Raw genomic sequence first — 15,223 nt, forward strand, 5'->3', positions numbered from 1 at the left:
GTGAAAAATATCCGTGTACTGCTTGTAGATGATTCTGCATTAATGAGGCGAGTAATTTCGGATGTTTTATCTCAAGATCCTGAAATTGAAGTTTTAGCTACTGCTGCTAATGGTGCCCTGGCACTGGCTAAACTGGAACAAGTAATTCCTGATATCATTATTCTTGATATAGAAATGCCAGAGATGAATGGATTAGAGACGTTATTGGAAATTCGAAAAAAACATCCAAAACTTCCGGTCATTATGTTCAGTTCTTTAACCTCTCTGGGAGCTGAGGCAACTTTGAATGCTCTTTACTATGGGGCTAACGATTATGTCACCAAACCGGGCAATGGCACGGCTTATGCGGAAATAATAAAAACCATAGGCGACGAGCTAGTTTATAAGATTAAAGGATTAATTGCCAAAGCAAGAACCTCTTCATTCAACGATTCTTCAGCGCACGCCACTTCATCCCGAGTTGTTCCGGGTACAGACAGAGTAGATATTGTTGCCATAGGAACTTCGACAGGTGGACCTAACGCCTTGAAAGCAATTTTGCCTAAAATACCAGCGGACTTCCCGGTTCCTGTGCTTATTGTTCAGCATATGCCTCCTATTTTCACAGGCATTCTTGCAGAAGGGCTACATAAAAGCTGTCAGATTGCAGTGAAAGAGGCTCAACAGGATGATCCTGTGCTTCCCGGTCAAGCGTTGATCGCACCTGGTAATTTTCATATGACCTTGGCATTTCAGGAAGGACGTTACATCGTGAAACTGAATCAGGATCCGGTGGTTAATTTTTGCAGACCGTCAGTAGATACCTTGTTTCATTCAGTAGTTCATCACTTTGGAGCCCATACTCTTGGGGTGGTGATGACGGGAATGGGACAGGATGGTCTGAGTGGTTGTCGTTCGATAAAGGACAAACGTGGCCAAGTCCTTATACAAGATGAACCATCAAGTATCGTATGGGGGATGCCTGGCAGTGTTTCAAAAGCAGGATTGGCCGATCTAACTCTACCTTTGGATGATATCGGTCTTGCTATCATACAGCGGGTAAATAAAAAAAGAATTTAATCATGAATAATAACGATTTTGAGTTTATCAGAAAATTTATTAATGACCAGGCTGCCATCGTCCTTGATCCAGGTAAAGAATATCTGGTCGAATCTCGTTTGGCCCCTGTCGCGAAGGAGTCAGGATTTTCATCCTTGGATGAGCTGATTAATGAAATCAAATCGAGACCTACAGACGAGTTGAAAATGAAGGTAGTCGATTCAATCACTATTAATGAAACGTTATTTTTCCGTGATATTCATCCTTTTGAAGTTCTAAAGAAAACGATATTACCGGAATTATTATCCAAAAAAGTAAATAAAACACTGAACATTTGGTGTGCCGCTGCTTCCAGCGGACAAGAGCCTTATACCATTGCCATGATTTTGAAGGATTTAAAAGATAGCCTTGGAAACTGGAAGATTAATTTTTTAGCGAGCGATATATCCGGCAAAATGATTACCAGGGCGAGGTCAGGAATTTATAACCAACTTGAAGTCAATAGAGGTCTTCCCGCGCAGTACCTGGTTAAATATTTTGAAAAAAATGGCAGCCACTGGCAGATAAAAGAAGAAATACGAACTATGGTTAATTTTCAAAAAATTAATTTAAAAAATCCATGGTCAATATCGCAAATGGATCTGATTTTCATGCGAAATGTGCTCATTTATTTTAGTGTTGAAACCAAAAAGGAAATATTTAAACGGGTGGGTGCTACCTTGCATCCCGATGGATATTTCTTTTTGGGAGGTTCCGAAACCACTTTAGGAATCAGCAATGATTTTGAACGGATTGGAATAGATAAAGTGCCTTGTTACAAATTAAAAAAATAATCGAATGATCATCTTTGTGTTTTTGCTGAGGGTATTTTTTATTAAAACAGGGACTAGAAGTACAGAGTGATGTGTCCTGATAAGAATGATACATCTTGCATCTTGAAAAAAAACAGTCAGTTTGGTTTTTTGGTGGTGAACAAAATTATTGCATTAAGCTGAAACACTTAAAGGAAGAATTAAAAATGAACCAGAGCAGCCCTTCGATACCATGGATTGACGTTATTGCTGAATCAGCGTCTGATTATGCCAGACAGACTCTTTTTGAAGACTTGTTTCATGATTCGATGAACAAAAACAGGATCACGGAAAGAAGCCTCACTCTATTATCCGGTTCGTATTTGTTGCTCACAGCAAACAAGAGTGATATTGAATTGGGCTTTTTATCTGATGAGTCTGTGCTGATGGATTTGGCTCGAACCATACTCTCTGTTTCTCCTGAAGTCATCATTCCACGATTGGATATGATGGATGCTGTAAATGAGGTAATCAATATTATCTCCGGCGGGGTGAAAAGTCGGGTAAACGATCAGATAACAGGTGGCATTGTATTGGGAATTCCATACTTTCTGGAGGGGGATGCAGTGCAGAAAAAAATTCAACAAGGAGTTATTGAGACTATAGATTTTGCCGGTATGCCGGTAATACTTTACGTCAAAGAGCAGACACAAGACAACTTGTAATAATTCATTAGGGTCTGTTGATCATTGCCCCCGTTAGCCTGACGGCTATGGGCCAAGGCCTAACCTCATAAATTGAAGATGGTTCAGACATAAAACGCTGAAAGCGGGGGGAAATAGCTGAAATGTCTACTGACGCAGGATCTTTTAAATCAAAACGGAGCATAAAATTCCGTTCTATACAGAACCCATTCGCTTATAAAGAACAAACGGAATGCGAGTCATAATTGCCATGATTGCTCGCCAGAATTTGGGAAAATAAATCATCCTCTTATTTTTATGTAGTGCTTTCCAGCATGCTTTGGCGCATTCTTTTGGAGGTGCTGCATAGAAAATCCCTGGCAAACCGAAGGTTTGTCTCGTATCAATAAAGCCAAGTCGTGCGATAGTAATATGCTGGTTTTGTTGTGCGGATTGTTGCAATCCTTCAAGGTATACTTCTATAGCCGCTTTGCTGCCACCGTATAAACTGTTTTTTGCACGACCTCTGCAGGCTGCCACTGAACTTAAAAAGAGCAGATGATGCCGGGATTGACTTCTTTCCAAATAGGCCTGGATGAGCAGGGTTGTTGCCAGAATATTGACCTGTACCAGTTGAGTAATGGATTCAACTGTGAGGTGATTGTTACCCGCAAAATCACTCTGTGCAATAAATAAATCCAATTCCTGAGCATCCGGTTTTAAAACAGTCAACAGGTTACTGGTCGATTGCATCATATCCATTATTTCAACAGTACAAGGGACGTGATATCTAAGCTCTATATCTTTAGCGATGAGGTTCAGTTGCTCCTGATCTCGCCCAACCAAGCGTAGAGCATTCCCATCTTTTGCAGCGCAATGAGCAAATTCCTCTGCGATAATTGATGTTGCTCCGATAATAACCCAGGTTCGTTCACTCATTCTGTTATCCTTAGTCTTTTGGCAAGATCCGAACGCATTGGAGACTGATAGTGTTTGATAATCTCTGATAATTCAGCATGATGTTCATATTGAATACGGAACTGTTCTGGAGTAAGTAATAAATCCTTGGCTAGATAGATACGGCCATTAAGTTCTGTAATGAGTTGATTCATTGCCATAATGGCCTTTTGAGCATATTGATTGTTAATAAAATCAATGGCGAGTGTAAAGCCGGGGGTACAAAACGATAGTAAACCTTCTCCTGATTGCATGAATAATTTCAACACAGCTAAAGTAGGGCTCGCTTTATGGGTTCTAATGATTTGAATTAACTGCTCTATAGTATGGTGTGCGTTTTCCTGATTGAATACTGCTTGAAACTGGATGAGGCCTTTGGGGCCATAAAGTCTGTTCCAGTGTTTTATTTTATCCAGTGGATTATTAAACTCAAGCAGGGGCAGTTGTTCTACTGGTTTTTTACTTTTGAAATAGAAAGTATTAAATAATTTGATATTCCATTCTTTGATTAAACCAAAAGGGAATTTACTGACGCTGTGAATTTTTTCCTGTTTAAAAGGAATTGAGTCGCAATGATTTGCAAGCGATAGGATCGCGCGTGGCTCTTGGTGTAACAGATCAAGCCATGCTACCTGGTATTGATAATTTAGCCCCTTGGCGGACATCTCTTCAGTGAGTGATTTTATGGAATAGAGTTGTTTATGTTCAACTTGCACGCAACGGGAGGCTTTTTTTAATTTGATCCCAATCCGAGTGATAATGCCAGTTAAACCAGCGCCACCGAGGGTCGCAAAAAATAAATCGGGATGCTGATCACGGCTGCAGTGATATTTTTTATTTTTTATAATCAAATCAAACCAGAGTATGTGTTGTCCGAAGCTGCCTTCATCAGGATTATTTTTGCCATGGACATCATGAGCAATTCCTCCCGCAAGAGTGCTATGGACTGTTCCAGGAAGTACCGAGGGAATGTACTCAGGATGCAGGAAAAATAAATCCTGAATACTGACTCCACTTTGGCAAATGGCAGTTTCGGTATCAGGGTCAAAGCTTATCAGATGATTCATTCTGGAGTTATCAATGATCAGCCCATTTTCATTGAGGCAACTGTCGCTATAGCTTAATCCAGCGCCTCTTGCCAGCATGGGAAGTGCGCGATCTGGTGAATAACATTCCGTAAGTTGTCTCTCATTATCTGGTCTTAAACAGAACGATTCGCTGTATTTTGCCCGACTAAAATTAGTCAGTATCATTTTTTTGCTGCGCATTGATACTTCATCAGATAATCACGAGATACTTGAGTTTCTCATGATTTATTTATTTAGGAAACCCAATCAATGGAGAATTATTTGGCTATAATTTATTTAGAAGCCTACAGTTAAGGATGAACTATGAATGATTTTAGTTCCTGGTTGATTGCCATATTTCTTGCCCTATACTCAACTATTGCCCTTGCAGCAGATATTCCATCCGAAGTGGAAGGCACGCAGGATTTGGATCAATTAAGTTGTGTTGATGAGGCTACTCAAAATTGCATTAATGATGCCTGCCTTAATTCTGATGATATCAATTGTGAAGATAATTGTGCTCAGTTGGCACAACAAAAATGTCAGGATGCGATTGATCAATAATTACCTTGTTATGATTGAATCAATCTCCAGGACAATCGAACAGTCACTACAATTCTTTTTCCCTCAAAATAGCTGTTTTGGTGCAATTCTTTATTTTGAACATGATCATTAAATTTTTATTTAATTAACTACTATTTTTTATGTTCTTTGGTAGTATTGGATGCGATTCAATCGCACCATTATCGAGTGACTTATTCGATAAAACGGAACAATAAGAGGTGGTATTTATGTCAACAGACAAACCTGCTTTTAATAAATTAGCTTCAGATAAGAAAAAAGTTGTTTCCTCTGAATTAACCGAGCCCAGGAAAAGAAAACCATTAGACCTTGATGAGGAAGCTTCTGTTAATGACAAAAAGGACAACGAAGATCCAATGTTGGCTCTTATGGGTAATTTACAACAAAGCGTTGAGCGTGTTACTAATTCTTTGGAAGACGTGAGTGGTATCAGTGCAGTAAAAATGATGGGCGAAAGTCTGGCTGATCGCGCTGTTTCTGCTTTGGGTTCTTTGATTTTTGATAAGGAACATGAGGTCACTCCAGCATCTGAATCTCCTGAAAAAAATGTCCAAAAATCAACTCCGTTTCATTTATCCCCCATGAGTGATTCCCTTACTGAAGACTCCTTTTTAACGGGTATGGATAAACAGCCTCTGGTTCAATCACCATGTTCTGACCATAGTGCTTCTCTTGAACTGGAATCTTCACCTGAATTCACGATGTCATAAAGAGTTCAGTGCATTGAATATTGTCGTCAATTCATTGACAGAGTTGATTTTATTATGCCAAATTAGGGTTTGTTGACAATCGCTTCCTAATCCTTCGTTCCGTGCTTTATGCGTGTAATCTGGTAATGGTCACATTAAAAATAGGTTGATTTTAGTGAAAGCCATATAGATCCCGCGCATAAAGCGCGGGAAGTAGGGGTAAACAGATGAAATGCCAACAGAATTTATTGAGAAGTATATAGATTGTAATGTAAAATATTGATTTTAAAATATAATTTATGATGGCATGTACTTTGCATAAGTAAAGCAAATCGTATTTTAGCTAAAAGTACCGATACTACTGTCGAATTCGAATGGATTAATTATGGCTGAAAAAGATGTTTTATCACAGGATGAGATAGATGCTTTGCTTGAATCAGTTGGCGATAGCACTGAAGAACCCTCCGAACAAACTGAAGCACAACCTTCTGAGGGAAAGCCATCCCGCAAACAAAAATCTGCTCAAAAGGAAGAACAATCAACTCAATCAGATGAGTATAGTGAGTCACTTTTTGAGCACGAGGCAAAAATAATCAATTTTACCGCCCAGGAACGTATTGTTAAGGGGCAATTGCCTGTTCTGGATAAAATTTATGACAGAGCTGTACGCTTGTTTGCCACCGATATCTATCAATTGACAGCAAACGATTTTGAAATAAAACAGGAACCGCTGCAAGTTGTTAAACACAGAGATTTCATGGCTGGCTTACCCAATCCCAGTCTGATGAGTATTTATAAATTCAAGCCCTTGCGTGGTAAAGGAGTTATTTTATTTGACAGCATCTTTGTTTACGATTTGGTTGATTACTATTTTGGTGGAAGTTCTCAGTTTTATGCGCAAAAAGATAAAACCGATTACACCGCAACTGAATTGCGGGTTATGGAAGTGGCTACCAAAAAATTGGTTACCAATCTGGTTCATGCATGGGAGCCTATTATTCAGTTAGACATAACCAAGTTTAATGATGAAACCAACCCTCAGTTGGTCAATATAGCAGAACCAAACGAAATGCTCCTTGTGACTCGGTTTACTATAAACTTCGGGAAAGAAGTCGGGTCTTTTTATTTTATTTTACCCTATTCAATGGTTGAACCCATTAAACAGCAGTTGGAGTTAGGTGCCTCTCGACATGATGATGAAATCGATCATGATTGGATTAAATTACTCAGAGAAGAATTAATGGATGTTGAGCTGACTGTCACTGCTGCAATGGCTAAGACTGAAAGTACCTTGGGCGCTGTGATGGGCTGGCAAGCCGGTGATTTTATTCCGTTGTTGTTGAATGAAGTAGTGACCCTGGACGTTGAGGATACGCCATGTTTTACATCAACATTGGGTAACGCGAATGATAAGCGAGCTTTAAAAATTATTAAAAAAATCAGTTATTAAGGGGATATAAATGACGGATGCAAACGTAACCTCACAAAATGAAGCAACTCAAGACTCCACCCAGTTTCAGGACGCGGATAATGATAAGATGGAGTTAATACTGGATATTCCAGTATCCGTGACTGTGGAGGTAGGACGTACCAAAATGACTATACGTAATTTGCTTCAATTAAATCAGGGGGGGATTGTTGCCCTGGATCGATTGGCAGGTGATCCTCTGGATGTATTAGTTAATGGAACTTTAGTCGCTCATGGTGAGGTGGTTGTTGTTAATGAAAAATTTGGGGTTAGATTGACCGACATCGTCAGCAAGGCAGAACGGATTAAACGTCTCAAATGATAAAAAAAACATACTCTCTTACAATTCTGATACTCTGTCTGAGCGGCCAAGTGGCTTATGCTGTTCCGACAGAAACGTCAAATATGATTACTCAAAGTGAGCTGACACGAGTGATTTCAGGATTACTGCTTGTAGTGTTAGTGATTCTCCTGCTGTCCTGGATTGTAAAACGTTTGCAAGGCGCGCACTTCTCTTCATCAAAAGGTTTTCAAACACTGGCCAGTTTAACTCTTGGTCCCAAAGAACGAGTCCTGTTACTTAAAGTCGGAGTGCGGTATTTATTAATGGGAGTAGGTTCCAGCTCTGTTACTCTTTTATATGATTTTGGTGAACAGTTGCCTTCCGGATTTGATCCCGACAATAAATCAACATTTGCCGATCTTCTTAAATCAGCCGTCGGAAAATCAAAATGAAAAAACAATTTTCTCTCTTTATTACTTTGTTTTTTTGTCTGGTGCCGATGTGTGTTTATGCGGATCCTCTTTCTTTGCCTGCAGTAACGGTAAATTCAGGGGCGAATGGTGCACAATCCTACAGTGTGAATCTGCAAATTCTTATCTTTATGACGGCATTAAGCGTCTTGCCTGGACTCTTGATGGCAATGACTGCTTTTACACGAATCATTATTGTCCTGTCTATTTTGAGACAAGCTATAGGTATGGCGCAAACTCCAACCAATCAAATATTGATTGGAATCGCTTTATTTATGACCTATTTCGTTATGTCGCCAGTATTTAATACAATTAATGAACAAGCAATACAACCTTATATGGCAGAAAAAATTCAATTTCCCGAGGCCTTGGCTCACGCCCAAAAACCTCTTCGAGCATTCATGCTCAATCAAACAAGAAAAAACGATCTGTCATTATTTGAAAAATTTGCAAATACCAATCCGGCAAATCTGGATGAAATCCCGATGAGCGTTGTTATTCCAGCATTTATTACCAGTGAACTGAAAACCGCGTTTCAAATTGGTTTTATCTTGTTTTTACCCTTTTTGATTATTGACTTGGTTGTGTCGAGTTTATTAATGGCAATGGGTATGATGATGCTGTCTCCCTTAATCATTTCATTACCGTTTAAGATCATGCTGTTTGTGATGGTGGATGGTTGGACTTTGGTATTGGGTTCTCTGGCCTCAAGTTTTGCCATGACATAGGAGAGGGTATGACACCAGAATCAGTTGTTACTCTTATGAGTGAAAGCATTTATGTTATTTTGTTATTGTTAACTGTACTGATAGTGCCTGGTCTGGTTGTGGGGCTGGTTGTAGCCATGTTCCAGGCAGCAACCCAAATTAATGAAACCAGTTTGAGTTTCATTCCTAAATTATTTGTTACGTTCCTTGTTCTGGTGTTTGCAGGACCCTGGTTATTAAAAACTTTAGTAAATTATACGGATACTTTGTTTACCAATATTCCATTTTTAATTGGATAGGACTGTTCGTTGTTCGCATCAGGGGTATTCGTGATACACAGACGATTACATTATAGGGATTAAGGGATTAGAGATGAGTCTGGACTATCAATCAATGATTCGCGAGTTTAGCCAGGTCATTTGGCCGATGGGGCGTATTGGTGGATTGATGCTTATCGTTCCCGTGTTTTCTTCAGCATTATTGCCTCCGAGAATAAAGTTAGTGCTACTGGGTACCCTATGTTGGACTTGTGCTTCTTTTGTTCCAGAACAGCTCTCCTTTATTAATTTTAACGGCCTCTATTTGGTGTACATCATCCAGGAATTATTCTTTGGTCTGCTCATGGGATTTGTCCTTCAACTCGTTTTCCAGGTGTTTGTGCTTGGCGGGCAAATTATTTCAATGCAGGCAGGATTAGGATTTGCAATCATGGTCGATCCTGCGAGTAAAGCAAGCGTCCCCTTAATTAGTCAGTTTTATATGATGATGGTGACCCTGATATTTTTAGCGCTCAATGGGCATTTGGCATTACTTGATACACTAATAGAAAGTTTTAGAATGATGCCAATAGGGCATATTTCCCAGGACAAAGCGTTAGTCTGGAATGTTATTTTATTTTCTGGCTGGATGTTTAAAGAAGCATTGCTTATTTCGATACCCGCTATTTTATCATTATTGGTAGTCAGTTTGTCATTTGGGATCATGACGCGAGTAGCCCCACAGCTCAATATTTTTTCGTTAGGATTTCCCATTACATTGATAATGGGGTTTGTGGTGATTCAAATTGGTTTATCTGCTGTTGGAAACCAGATGATTGAGAGTATTAATCACGGAATGCGCTTTATAACAGGGATGCTACACTGATGGCTGAAGAAGAACAGGCACAGGAAAAAACAGAAGAGCCCTCGGCCAAACGGCTCAAAGAATCGAGGGAGAAAGGGCAAGTAGCCCGATCGAAGGACTTTAATGCCACAGTAATACTCTTGTTTACTGGTGTCGGTTTTCTTGTTTTTGGAAAACAATTGTCGAATCAACTCATGGAGATGATGCGCCGCGCCTTTGAGTTTGATGTTCAAATCCTGTTTACTCCGGCAATTGCATTGGAACGGCTCTATTTATTGGGAAAGTCCGGACTTTGGTCATTAGTTCCCATTTTAATTGTTATATTTCTTTTGTCTTTAGGGGCTCCCTTGCTTATGGGGGGATGGGTTTTTAGTGTCCAGGCCTTGCAGCCTAAATTTTCCCGATTGAATGGATTAAAAGGCCTTAAGCGAATGGTTTCTCTTAAAGGTTTTGTAGAGATGCTTAAGTCTTTTTTCAAGTTCATTTTAGTGGCGTCCGTAGCCATATTGGTATTAAAAAACCAGATTCCTGCATTATTAGCCTTAGGTAATGCATCCATTGAAACGGCGATTGGAACTGGTGCATACATTATAATCAAGTCGTTTGTGATGATCTCGGCAAGTTTAATTTTAATTGCTGCTTTAGATGTGCCTTTTCAGTTGTATGAGCACAGTAAAGCCATGAAAATGACCAAGCAAGAATTACGGGATGAATATAAGGAAACCGAGGGTAAGCCCGAAGTCAAGAGCGCAATCCGAAGGGCGCAACAGGAAATTGCCCGACGCAGGATGATGAGCGAGGTTCCAAAGGCGGATGTGATTTTAACGAACCCGACACATTATGCTGTAGCAATATCCTATAAAAAAAAGGGAAACAAAGCGCCTGTTGTTGTTGCTAAAGGAAAGGACTTGATTGCTTTTCAGATCAGCAGCGTGGCAAAGACTCATCGGGTTCCTATAATTGCAGTTCCATCTTTGGCGAGAGCTATTTACTTTTCCACCAAATTAAATGCAGAAATACCACGCGGATTATATGTTGCTGTAGCACAGGTTTTAGCTTATGTGTTTCAGTTAAAAGACAGGCAGCATTATGATTATAAACCAGAAATCTTGCAAAACGTTCCAATCCCACCTGAGTTGGTGCGTGAAGCAGAGGAGGATATGTAATGAATAAAGCCCTTAATTACCTGCATTATTGGATGCGGCAAGGTCTGGGTACACCCTTAATGCTCATCATCATGCTCAGCATGATGATGTTACCCTTGCCTCCATTTATTTTGGATGTATTTTTTACATTTAATATCGCATTGTCGCTCGTTGTTCTGTTAGCGGTGATCTACAGCGAACGTCCCCTCGATTTTGCGGTTTTTCCTACGGTAATCCTGCTCGCAACTCTATTGCGTTTGGCGCTCAATGTGGCTTCAACACGGGTAGTATTGCTGCATGGGCATAACGGAACTGATGCTGCAGGTCAGGTGATTGAATCGTTTGGAGAGGTGGTTATAGGAGGAAATTATACGGTTGGTCTGGTCGTTTTTATTATATTGGTGGTCATTAATTTTGTCGTTGTCACCAAAGGAGCGGGAAGAGTGTCCGAAGTCAGCGCACGATTTACTTTGGATTCCTTGCCCGGAAAACAGATGGCAATTGATGCGGATCTTAATGCGGGATTAATCAATCAGGAACAAGCCATCAAAAGGAGAACCGATGTTGCACAGGAAGCCGATTTTTATGGCTCCATGGATGGTGCCAGCAAGTTCGTGCGTGGCGATGCGGTAGCAGGGATACTCATTCTGGTCATCAATATTGTAGGTGGTTTAATCATTGGTATCGTTCAGCATGGTATGAGTTTAACTGATGCCTTACATAATTACATTTTATTGACTATTGGTGATGGTTTGGTTGCGCAGGTCCCTTCTCTGGTATTATCTACTGCTGCGGCTATCATTGTGACACGAGTATCAAGTGCTCAAAATATGGGGCAAGCCGTCCTTACTCAAATTTTTTCTAATCCACGATCGCTTATCATTGCAGCCTCAGTTATTGGTTTGATAGGAATTATTCCTGGAATGCCTCATCTTGCCTTTCTTATTTTAGCTGCTGGATTAGGGGGTATTGCCTATTTGCTTTTAAATAAGGCTAAAGAGCAAAATAAAGTACAGGAGGAAAGTCAGGCTGATCTGAGTCAGGTTAAAGATGGTAATGCGAATGAGTTATCATGGGATGATGTAAATCCTGTGGATGTGATCAGTCTTGAAGTGGGGTATCGATTAATTCCTCTTGTCGATAGTGCGCAAGGAGGTCTATTGCTTTCTCGAATAAAAGGGGTCCGAAAGAAAATTTCACAAGAATTGGGTTTCTTAATTCCTTCTGTTCATATTCGCGATAATCTTGATTTGAAACCGAATCATTACCGCATTAGTCTGGCCGGTGTGGTGATGGGCGAGGCCACCATTCACCCCGATCGGTGGATGGCCATCAACCCTGGTCAGGTTTTTGGTCAACTTGAAGGAATACAGGGACGGGATCCTGCCTTTGGTATGGAAGCAGTATGGATAAATGAAAGTCAAAAAGAACATGCTCATACCCTGGGTTATACCGTGGTTGATGCTTCTACTGTAGTAGCGACACATTTGAGTCATATACTGGATCAAAACAGTCAACAATTGCTGGGATATGAAGAAACCCAACAGTTGCTGGATAAATTGGCAGTCAGCTCACCTAAACTGGTTAAAGAGTTAGTACCCGACGGCCTTTCTTTAGGAATGGTCAGCAAAGTGCTACAAGGGCTGCTATTGGAGCATATACCTTTAACTGACATTCGAACTATAGTCGAAACTTTGGCGGAAAATGCGCCAAAATCAAAAGATGCTGAATTTTTAATCAGTCAGGTGCGAATCGCATTGTCCCGATTAATTACCCAGAAAATCAGTGGGTTAAATGAAGAGTTGCCAATTATTACCTTAAAACCAGAGTTGGAACAATTATTGCAGAATACAATACAAAACAGTGGAACTGCCGGAGTTAGTTTTGAGCCTGGTATGGCTGACAGAATACAACAATCTTTGTCTCAATTTGCCTTACAGCAGCAAGCGAAACAAGAAAGTTCAGTATTAGTGGTGCAACCAGGGATAAGGAGCGTGTTGGCACGATTTGTGCGTAACATATCCAACGATTTCCATGTTTTATCCTATCAGGAAATTCCTGATAACAAACAAATAAGAATTATAGGAACAGTAGGTTAGACGTAGATATTAAAAGTAGGTTTCAGAAGCAGGAGGCTTTATGAAATTAAAACGCTTTGTCGCAGCGGATACACGAAGTGCAATGCAACAAATCAAGGCAACATTTGGTCCTGATGCGGTTATTTTGTCGAGTCATCATGTCGAAGGTGGCGTAGAGGTTGTTGCCGCCATGGATTACGATGAATCGATATTAACCCCTACCGCTGCAGTTGCCACCGCTGAACCTCCGAGTCAAATTGATCGATATGCAGTTCATACGCCACTTGATGATATGAAACAGGAAATTCAGACGTTGAGGGGCATGCTGGAAGCCCAATTGAGAGGCAATGTTGGAGGAGGGGAACCTCTTCATACCGTATTGCTCCAGAAGCTGTTGTATCTGGGAGTCAGTCATACAACTGCTGCTCAGTGGGCCAGATCGGTACGGTCTGACCTTAATGAACAACGTGCCTGGCAATCTCTACTGGCTTACATCACGGAGCAAATACCGATACGTGATAACAACAGAATTGAAGAGGGCGGTGTTTATGCATTTGTTGGACCAACAGGCGTCGGTAAAACAACTACCCTTGCCAAAATTGCGGCACGGTTCAGTTTGCGGTTTGGCGCGGATAAACTGGGCCTTGTTACCATGGATACTTATCGTATTGCTGCTCAGGAGCAATTGGTACTTTATGGAAAAATTCTTGGTGTTAAAGTATGCGTTGCCCAGGATGAAGTATCATTAGCCAGGGTACTGCGTCAATTAAGCGATAAAAAATTGATTTTGATTGATACTGCTGGAATGAATCCTGCAGATGAGCGTGTTGCGAGACAGATGCATGTCTTAAGTACCTATCTTCAATCCATCTCTAAAGTTTTGGTCCTGCCTGCCACCAGTCATTATCAGGTACTCATTGATGCCATAAAACGTTATCAAGCGAATAAAGTCGATCAGTGCATTTTAACAAAGTTAGATGAATCTCTTGCAGTTGGCGGTGCCTTAAGTGCCGTTATCGAGTCCAGGCTAGGCGTTAGCTATTTAACCCATGGTCAGCGCGTTCCGGAAGACATCAAAATGGCTACACGTCATCAACTTGTTGAGTTATTTGCTCAACAGGAAATTCAGTTGTTCCAGAGCGATACTAATAGTAGAGAGGAGCAGTCGCGTGTTGGGAGAGAGTATTATGTCGAAGCATAGCAAAAGCATAAAGGATCAAGCTTCTGGTTTGAGAAATTTATCTCGAACCAAGCCTATCACTGTCATTGCGGTTAGCGCAGGAAAAGGTGGCGTTGGAAAAAGTAATGTTTCTGTTAATTTAGCTGTGGCTTTGGCTCAGATGAACAAAAACGTGATGTTGTTTGATGCGGATCTTGGCTTGGCTAATGTAGACATAATGCTGGGTTTGCATACCAAATATAATTTATCGCATGTCATTCAGGGCATCTGTCATCTCAGTGATATTATTCTACAGGGCCCTAATGGAATAAGTGTCATTCCTTCCGCTTCAGGAACTGAATTTATGACACAGCTGACTTATGCGGAGCATGCTGGAATAATTGATTCATTTAATGAATTAACGGATGATCTGGATTATATGATCATTGATACTGCTGCAGGAATTTCTGATACAGTCTTAAGTTTTGCACGGTCGTCACAAGAATTGATTGTTGTTGTTTGCGACGAACCAACTTCTTTAACCGATGCCTATGCTTTAATAAAAGTGATGAGCAAGCGATATGAGTGGATGCATTTTCATATTTTGGCCAATATGGTCCGTAATATGAAAGACGGTCGTGAATTATTTAATAAATTATTCAGAGTTTCCGAGCAATTCCTGGATGTTCATCTAGACTATTTAGGAGCGATACCCTTTGATGAGCACATACACAAGGCTGTCAAAATGCAAAAACCGGTGCTCACTGCGTATCCTGATTCTGAAGCTTCTGAAGCTTTAAGAGAGTTAGCAGACACTATAAGCAATTGGCCTGCCAAGCCCTCGTTAGGGGGAAACACCAGTTTCTTTTTAGAACGATTGGTAGCAGGTGATTTTTAAAATATTCACTATACTTAGATTAGTGTTAGTGGTTTGTTATAGATTTTCATAGTATCAATTACCTTGTGCTGTTATTGTAAGGAGAG

Annotated in this window: 17 protein-coding genes; 15 read left to right on the forward strand and 2 right to left on the reverse strand. The window is 40.5% G+C overall.

Annotation, left to right across the window (positions count from 1 at the left end; translation table 11 throughout):
- From ELY21_RS06455 to ELY21_RS06465, 3 genes are all read left to right on the forward strand, one after another.
- A complete protein-coding gene (locus ELY21_RS06455; protein WP_127107965.1) occupies positions 1 to 1,059 on the forward strand; it encodes a chemotaxis response regulator protein-glutamate methylesterase in 1,059 nt (352 codons plus the stop codon).
- A 2-nt stretch (positions 1,060 to 1,061) separates the two neighbouring features.
- Positions 1,062 to 1,871: a protein-glutamate O-methyltransferase CheR gene (locus tag ELY21_RS06460; RefSeq protein WP_127107967.1), complete on the forward strand. Its 810-nt coding sequence runs from the start codon at positions 1,062 to 1,064 to the stop codon at positions 1,869 to 1,871.
- Positions 1,872 to 1,966: 95 nt separating this feature from the next.
- Positions 1,967 to 2,554 (forward strand): chemotaxis protein CheX, encoded by a 588-nt coding sequence (locus ELY21_RS06465; RefSeq protein ID WP_127107969.1) that lies wholly within the window; start codon positions 1,967 to 1,969, stop codon positions 2,552 to 2,554.
- A gap of 174 nt (positions 2,555 to 2,728) precedes the next feature.
- On the opposite strand, the gene ELY21_RS06470 is transcribed toward ELY21_RS06465, so the two are convergent.
- Entirely contained in the window at positions 2,729 to 3,451 is a 723-nt protein-coding gene (locus ELY21_RS06470; RefSeq protein WP_127107971.1) for an SDR family NAD(P)-dependent oxidoreductase, read from the reverse strand.
- Entirely contained in the window at positions 3,448 to 4,737 is a 1,290-nt protein-coding gene (locus ELY21_RS06475; protein WP_127107973.1) for an FAD-binding oxidoreductase, read from the reverse strand. The genes ELY21_RS06470 and ELY21_RS06475 overlap by 4 nt, the downstream gene beginning before the upstream one ends.
- A gap of 123 nt (positions 4,738 to 4,860) precedes the next feature.
- Between ELY21_RS06475 and ELY21_RS06480 the strand changes: the two genes are divergently transcribed.
- The 12 genes from ELY21_RS06480 to ELY21_RS06535 all read left to right on the forward strand — a co-directional run bounded on the left by ELY21_RS06480 (position 4,861) and on the right by ELY21_RS06535 (position 15,137).
- Positions 4,861 to 5,100 (forward strand): hypothetical protein, encoded by a 240-nt coding sequence (locus ELY21_RS06480; RefSeq protein WP_127107975.1) that lies wholly within the window; start codon positions 4,861 to 4,863, stop codon positions 5,098 to 5,100.
- Positions 5,101 to 5,327: 227 nt separating this feature from the next.
- A complete protein-coding gene (locus ELY21_RS06485; RefSeq protein ID WP_127107977.1) occupies positions 5,328 to 5,828 on the forward strand; it encodes a hypothetical protein in 501 nt (166 codons plus the stop codon).
- A gap of 364 nt (positions 5,829 to 6,192) precedes the next feature.
- Positions 6,193 to 7,257, forward strand: coding sequence for a flagellar motor switch protein FliM (fliM, locus tag ELY21_RS06490; RefSeq protein ID WP_127107979.1), 1,065 nt, complete (start codon positions 6,193 to 6,195; stop codon positions 7,255 to 7,257).
- Positions 7,258 to 7,267: 10 nt separating this feature from the next.
- Positions 7,268 to 7,597, forward strand: coding sequence for a flagellar motor switch protein FliN (fliN, locus tag ELY21_RS06495; protein ID WP_081675589.1), 330 nt, complete (start codon positions 7,268 to 7,270; stop codon positions 7,595 to 7,597).
- Positions 7,594 to 8,010 (forward strand): flagellar biosynthetic protein FliO, encoded by a 417-nt coding sequence (gene fliO, locus ELY21_RS06500; protein ID WP_127107981.1) that lies wholly within the window; start codon positions 7,594 to 7,596, stop codon positions 8,008 to 8,010. Before fliN ends, fliO begins: the two co-directional genes overlap by 4 nt.
- A gap of 47 nt (positions 8,011 to 8,057) precedes the next feature.
- A complete protein-coding gene (gene fliP / locus ELY21_RS06505) occupies positions 8,058 to 8,756 on the forward strand; it encodes a flagellar type III secretion system pore protein FliP (protein WP_370272535.1) in 699 nt (232 codons plus the stop codon).
- A gap of 8 nt (positions 8,757 to 8,764) precedes the next feature.
- Complete coding sequence (gene fliQ, locus ELY21_RS06510) at positions 8,765 to 9,034, forward strand: flagellar biosynthesis protein FliQ (RefSeq protein WP_028383003.1); 270 nt, start codon at positions 8,765 to 8,767, stop codon at positions 9,032 to 9,034.
- Between the two features lie 73 nt (positions 9,035 to 9,107).
- Positions 9,108 to 9,878, forward strand: coding sequence for a flagellar biosynthetic protein FliR (fliR, locus tag ELY21_RS06515; protein WP_127107985.1), 771 nt, complete (start codon positions 9,108 to 9,110; stop codon positions 9,876 to 9,878).
- Entirely contained in the window at positions 9,878 to 11,023 is a 1,146-nt protein-coding gene (gene flhB, locus ELY21_RS06520) for a flagellar biosynthesis protein FlhB (protein ID WP_199741655.1), read from the forward strand. Before fliR ends, flhB begins: the two co-directional genes overlap by 1 nt.
- Positions 11,023 to 13,101, forward strand: a complete 2,079-nt coding sequence (gene flhA, locus ELY21_RS06525) for a flagellar biosynthesis protein FlhA (RefSeq protein WP_127107989.1) — start codon at positions 11,023 to 11,025, stop codon at positions 13,099 to 13,101. The genes flhB and flhA overlap by 1 nt, the downstream gene beginning before the upstream one ends.
- A 40-nt stretch (positions 13,102 to 13,141) precedes the next feature.
- Positions 13,142 to 14,281 (forward strand): flagellar biosynthesis protein FlhF, encoded by a 1,140-nt coding sequence (gene flhF, locus ELY21_RS06530; protein ID WP_127107991.1) that lies wholly within the window; start codon positions 13,142 to 13,144, stop codon positions 14,279 to 14,281.
- Positions 14,268 to 15,137, forward strand: a complete 870-nt coding sequence (locus ELY21_RS06535) for a MinD/ParA family protein (RefSeq protein WP_199741656.1) — start codon at positions 14,268 to 14,270, stop codon at positions 15,135 to 15,137. Before flhF ends, ELY21_RS06535 begins: the two co-directional genes overlap by 14 nt.
- Positions 15,138 to 15,223: the final 86 nt, after the last annotated feature.

Origin of the sequence: Legionella sp. km535, assembly GCF_003990085.1 — a bacterium.
Taxonomy (GTDB): Bacteria; Pseudomonadota; Gammaproteobacteria; order Legionellales; family Legionellaceae; genus Legionella; species Legionella moravica.

Excerpts from the sequence above, each read along its gene's own strand:
- flhF (WP_127107991.1), top strand. The coding sequence starts at position 13,142 with ATGAAATTAAAACGCTTTGTCGCAGCGGATACACGAAGTGCAATGCAA.
- fliO (WP_127107981.1), top strand. The coding sequence starts at position 7,594 with ATGATAAAAAAAACATACTCTCTTACAATTCTGATACTCTGTCTGAGC.
- fliR (WP_127107985.1), top strand. The coding sequence starts at position 9,108 with ATGAGTCTGGACTATCAATCAATGATTCGCGAGTTTAGCCAGGTCATT.
- ELY21_RS06475 (WP_127107973.1), bottom strand. The coding sequence starts at position 4,737 with ATGCGCAGCAAAAAAATGATACTGACTAATTTTAGTCGGGCAAAATAC.
- ELY21_RS06485 (WP_127107977.1), top strand. The coding sequence starts at position 5,328 with ATGTCAACAGACAAACCTGCTTTTAATAAATTAGCTTCAGATAAGAAA.
- fliM (WP_127107979.1), top strand. The coding sequence starts at position 6,193 with ATGGCTGAAAAAGATGTTTTATCACAGGATGAGATAGATGCTTTGCTT.
- flhA (WP_127107989.1), top strand. The coding sequence starts at position 11,023 with ATGAATAAAGCCCTTAATTACCTGCATTATTGGATGCGGCAAGGTCTG.
- fliP (WP_370272535.1), top strand. The coding sequence starts at position 8,058 with ATGTGTGTTTATGCGGATCCTCTTTCTTTGCCTGCAGTAACGGTAAAT.
- ELY21_RS06470 (WP_127107971.1), bottom strand. The coding sequence starts at position 3,451 with ATGAGTGAACGAACCTGGGTTATTATCGGAGCAACATCAATTATCGCA.
- fliQ (WP_028383003.1), top strand. The coding sequence starts at position 8,765 with ATGACACCAGAATCAGTTGTTACTCTTATGAGTGAAAGCATTTATGTT.
- ELY21_RS06480 (WP_127107975.1), top strand. The coding sequence starts at position 4,861 with ATGAATGATTTTAGTTCCTGGTTGATTGCCATATTTCTTGCCCTATAC.
- ELY21_RS06535 (WP_199741656.1), top strand. The coding sequence starts at position 14,268 with ATGTCGAAGCATAGCAAAAGCATAAAGGATCAAGCTTCTGGTTTGAGA.
- flhB (WP_199741655.1), top strand. The coding sequence starts at position 9,878 with ATGGCTGAAGAAGAACAGGCACAGGAAAAAACAGAAGAGCCCTCGGCC.
- fliN (WP_081675589.1), top strand. The coding sequence starts at position 7,268 with ATGACGGATGCAAACGTAACCTCACAAAATGAAGCAACTCAAGACTCC.
- ELY21_RS06460 (WP_127107967.1), top strand. The coding sequence starts at position 1,062 with ATGAATAATAACGATTTTGAGTTTATCAGAAAATTTATTAATGACCAG.